Annotated in this window: 4 protein-coding genes and 1 pseudogene; 4 read left to right on the plus strand and 1 reads right to left on the minus strand. The window is 22.6% G+C overall.

The window, feature by feature from the left end:
• Positions 1-357 precede the first annotated feature (357 nt).
• From KGF39_RS18985 to KGF39_RS19000, 4 genes are all read left to right on the plus strand, one after another.
• Positions 358-1,422: a hypothetical protein gene (locus KGF39_RS18985; RefSeq protein ID WP_227823506.1), complete on the plus strand. Its 1,065-nt coding sequence runs from the start codon at positions 358-360 to the stop codon at positions 1,420-1,422.
• Between the two features lie 527 nt (positions 1,423-1,949).
• Positions 1,950-2,531, plus strand: a complete 582-nt coding sequence (locus KGF39_RS18990) for a hypothetical protein (RefSeq protein WP_227823507.1) — start codon at positions 1,950-1,952, stop codon at positions 2,529-2,531.
• A 74-nt stretch (positions 2,532-2,605) separates the two neighbouring features.
• Positions 2,606-2,989, plus strand: coding sequence for a BlaI/MecI/CopY family transcriptional regulator (locus KGF39_RS18995; RefSeq protein ID WP_227823508.1), 384 nt, complete (start codon positions 2,606-2,608; stop codon positions 2,987-2,989).
• A 227-nt stretch (positions 2,990-3,216) separates the two neighbouring features.
• Complete coding sequence (locus tag KGF39_RS19000; RefSeq protein ID WP_227823509.1) at positions 3,217-3,810, plus strand: peptidoglycan-binding domain-containing protein; 594 nt, start codon at positions 3,217-3,219, stop codon at positions 3,808-3,810.
• A gap of 151 nt (positions 3,811-3,961) precedes the next feature.
• Here KGF39_RS19000 and KGF39_RS19005 read toward each other — a convergent pair.
• Positions 3,962-4,145: pseudogene (locus KGF39_RS19005) on the minus strand (S-layer homology domain-containing protein); the annotation flags it as partial.

Consider the following 4,145-nt stretch of genomic DNA (forward strand, 5'->3'; position numbering starts at 1 on the left):
AAAGACAATAGAATCTGCGAACCTTTCTATTTTAACATAATCTTATTTATTAAAAAGACAATAGAATCTGCGAACCTTTCTATTTTTCAAGGTTTTCAAGTAGTAAAAAATGTCGAAAAATTTTTTTATATTAATAATATCTTTACAAATTCATAACCAAATAGTTGAAAATACTACATCACACCAAAAAGACAATGAAATCTGCGAACCTTTTTTTATATTAGTAATTTCAATACTTTTACTGGAAAGACAATAGAATCTGCGAACCTTTCTTGTGTGGACTTTTATTTATATTTTATGTAATATATGCTTATATTTTATTATGTATGTAAAATAAAACATGAAAGGAGGTAAAAAATGACTAATAAACTATTATTTGAAGATTTAAAACCAAATGCTAGAATATCCAAATCAAAAATAAAAAAAGTAATATCTATTTTTAAAAATAAAATAGATATGGTTAAAATAAATGATGGATATTATGAACTTGAAAAAGAAAATGGTATATTGAAAAATGATTCCATACAAATTATATCTGCTACTAAATCTTTAATAAAACAATACTTACTATATCATTTTTTGCCTTATAATAAATGTTTTGTTAGAAAACATGTAAGTTATAAAGATATAGCTATGTTATGTGGAATATCAGTTCCAACAGCTAGAAGAAATCAAAATTTACTTTCTATTTTAGGACTATCATACTTTACGCCTTCTTCTAATGGTTATGGAAAATTTGATATAGTAATATGTGATGAATATAAAAATCATTTTAAAAAGAAAAATGGCGGTGGTGGGTATATAACATTAACTACTGATGATCTAGCTAATTTTTTGGATATAAACTGTATTAATGAATTAAAAGTTGAATTAAAAAAATTGTTATGGATTGATGCAGCTAAAAAAAGTAAAGGTAAAAAAATTGTGTTTAATAAAGAAAATTTAGTAAATATTTTACCTGAGTATATAAAAAAATCAAGCAAGTTAATTAATAATATTATATATAGTAAAAATTCTAGATTTAAACCTTTAGGAAATCGATTAGATATCACTAGTTATAAATCCAAATCTGAATTTAATAAAAATTTCAGAGATTCAATACAAAAAAGAATATTAAATTTATTTAATAATGGAAACTTCTCATTTAGTTCTAATTACTCTGATACATTATTAAGATATAAGTTTAAAAAACCTTCATTAGAAACAAATATAAAACTTGAATCTGAGAAAATTCTTATTGTAAACGAATTAGTTGATCTTTCTATAGAATTTGGATTTAAAAAAGTCTTACTTGCTTTAAATTACATGTTTAATAACACTTATTATGAAGATGACATAAATATTAATAATATACATAATCCTGGTGGATTTGTAAGGTCTTTTATAACAAAATCAATTTTGAATATTGGTAGTTTATACTAAAATAAAATATGTTAATTAGGGGTAATAAAATTCTATTACGCTTAATTTACTATGCAAAAAAAGATACATTTAATTAGATAAATTCATTATCTAATTAAATGTATCTTTTTTTTTACATATCTTATCCACATTTTATTATAAAAAAAAGTTTTTTATTAATAGTTTAATATTTTTTTTTAACAATAGCAAAAAATATTATTAACATAATTATAATTTTTTTATTAATGAATTTATGTATACATTGATAATACTATAATACATGTATATTACGTTTTTGCTAATTAATGTTTTAATTAAATGTCTTAACTAAATGTTTTAATAAAGCTTTTTAATATAGATTACTATAATTCTTTCTAATATAAATATAAAGTCTACTTTTTATATGTTAATGATGCTAAAATATATATAAATTACTAATACGTTACAACTGTAAAATATATTGGATATTACAAAAGTATTATTTTTATAATATCTTATTAAAATATAGGTATATACTAACTTTATAATAATATAGGGGGAAACATTCATTGGATAGAAAAGAATTTGATAAATTAACAATTGATGAACAAATAAATTACTTCAATCAAAAAATGTCTTTAGGATTATCTAAAGCAGAGGTATGTAGAAATTTAAGTTTACCATCATCAACTTGGCGAGATCGTATAAAAAAAGCTGGATATGAATTAGATCAAGTAAATAAATGTTACAATAAAATTAATTCTAGCAACAAAGAAAATTCTTCTTACTATAGTAATACTTCAGTAATACCACATGATTCTATAAGTATTAATCCTAGTGAATCTATCAGTCCGATATATGAAATAAAAAAATTAGAAAAAGATCTAAGAGAACTTATTGAAAATAAAGAAGATATTTTTAAAGCCATTGAATTTTTTAAGAAAGCTGAAGAAGAGAAAAATGTAGTAGATATTATACAATTTAAAATTGATGTTGAAAAATTAACTGGTGACATATCAGTTAAATCTTTTAAAATATACTCAGATGTATTTGAAAAATTTTTAGAATTCACTGAAAATCATAAAAGTTTTAAAAAACAAGATATACTTGCTCAATTCATCTTAGATGGAATACAAAGATACAGCAGGTAAAGTTTTTATTGACTTAATTATTCTAATTTTGTAGTATTAAATTAAACACATCCTGAGAGGGGGTTATTTAATCTATGAGACAAACTATGATACAAAAGATACCAAAGGCAGAGCTAAAGATAATGAGATTTATTTGGGAAAAAAATAGTGAAGTAACTTCTAAAGAAGTTATTAAAGCTATGGAAAACGAATATGGTTGGAAACAGACAACTACACTAACGCTTCTATCCAGGCTTGTTAAAAAAGAATTTTTATTAGCTGAAAAAATTGATAGATACACACATTATAAAATTATAGTTGAAAATAGAGAATACTTAAATTTTGAAACTAAAAATTTTATGAGTGATATGCATAATGGATCACTAGAAAGCTTATTAATTTCACTATATGAAGATAATATTTTAGAAGAAGAAAAATTTGAAATTCTTATAGAAATAGCAAATGATCTAGATAAATAAATGTACATTTTATCTGAAAGTCTATTAAAAATAACAGTTATAAGTAATTCAAGTATTTGTATATTGATAATTTTAAAAAATTGAATTTATCGCAAGACTAAAGATGTAAACTTTATCGAAATATTTATTTAGGAGTTTTTCCTATTTTATTTTGATAAAATAAAAACATCTAATACATATTTGTAAAATATGTTGAAATAGAATAATAATATTTTTAGGGGGACATTATGTTAAAGAAATTTAAAAAAACACTAGCAGTAATTTGTTGCTCAATGCTTGTATTTACAAATACAGCTTTCGCAGACACAGAAACACAAGGAGGTGAAAATACATATGAAAATAAAATAATCAATTTCGAAATAGATGCATACAAATATACATATAAAGATGCTCCAAAAGACATAAAAGACAATTATGATAAGAAATGTAAAGCATTAAATATAACACCTAATCCTGATGCAGAAATTCTTGTTCCAATGAATTCAGATTTACTTAAATCAGATGATTATAACATTGGAGTTTATTCACATTTTAATGGTGCTTATGATGCTGAGAAAGCAACAATTAAAATCACAGGAGATAGTAATTACACTATAAGTACAAGAATTCTTGTTGGATATGGACATACAACAAGTGGTAATAATGTACATTGTGTTCAACTTATGTTATGTGCTGTTAAATATATAGTACAAATAGATTCAGTATTTGGTGATGATACATATAATGCAGTAAAAAAATTTCAAAGAGCATATGCATTAACTTCTGATGGAATTGTTGGGTATAATACATATGATAGATTGGCAAATCTTTTACACATGTAATTTTATAATTTATATTTAAAGATAAAGCCAAATGTGTTTTAAAGGATTTAAAGCCACTCCTATGAGTGGCTTTTTTTAATTGTATAAATACTCCATATTTTAGATGTGAATGATGTAAAGTGTATTTAAATAGATAATCATAGCACTTATATTAAACATATAATCCACTAAAATCATTATTATCTATTTTTGTAGAATTTTGATTATTTTTTGATTCATCATAATCATCCCAGTTATAAGGATCTGACTGATTATTGTTTTGATTATAGCCATTACTTTGATTATAAGGGTTATTATTATTTTGATTATAACCATTGCTTTGATTGTGAGGATTA

Source organism: Clostridioides sp. ZZV14-6345, assembly GCF_020657775.1.
GTDB classification, from domain to species: Bacteria; Bacillota; Clostridia; order Peptostreptococcales; family Peptostreptococcaceae; genus Clostridioides; species Clostridioides difficile_D.

Bases quoted from the DNA above. Each gene is read 5' to 3' on its own strand.
- KGF39_RS18985 (WP_227823506.1), top strand. From the start codon at position 358: ATGACTAATAAACTATTATTTGAAGATTTAAAACCAAATGCTAGAATA.
- KGF39_RS18995 (WP_227823508.1), top strand. From the start codon at position 2,606: ATGAGACAAACTATGATACAAAAGATACCAAAGGCAGAGCTAAAGATA.
- KGF39_RS19000 (WP_227823509.1), top strand. From the start codon at position 3,217: ATGTTAAAGAAATTTAAAAAAACACTAGCAGTAATTTGTTGCTCAATG.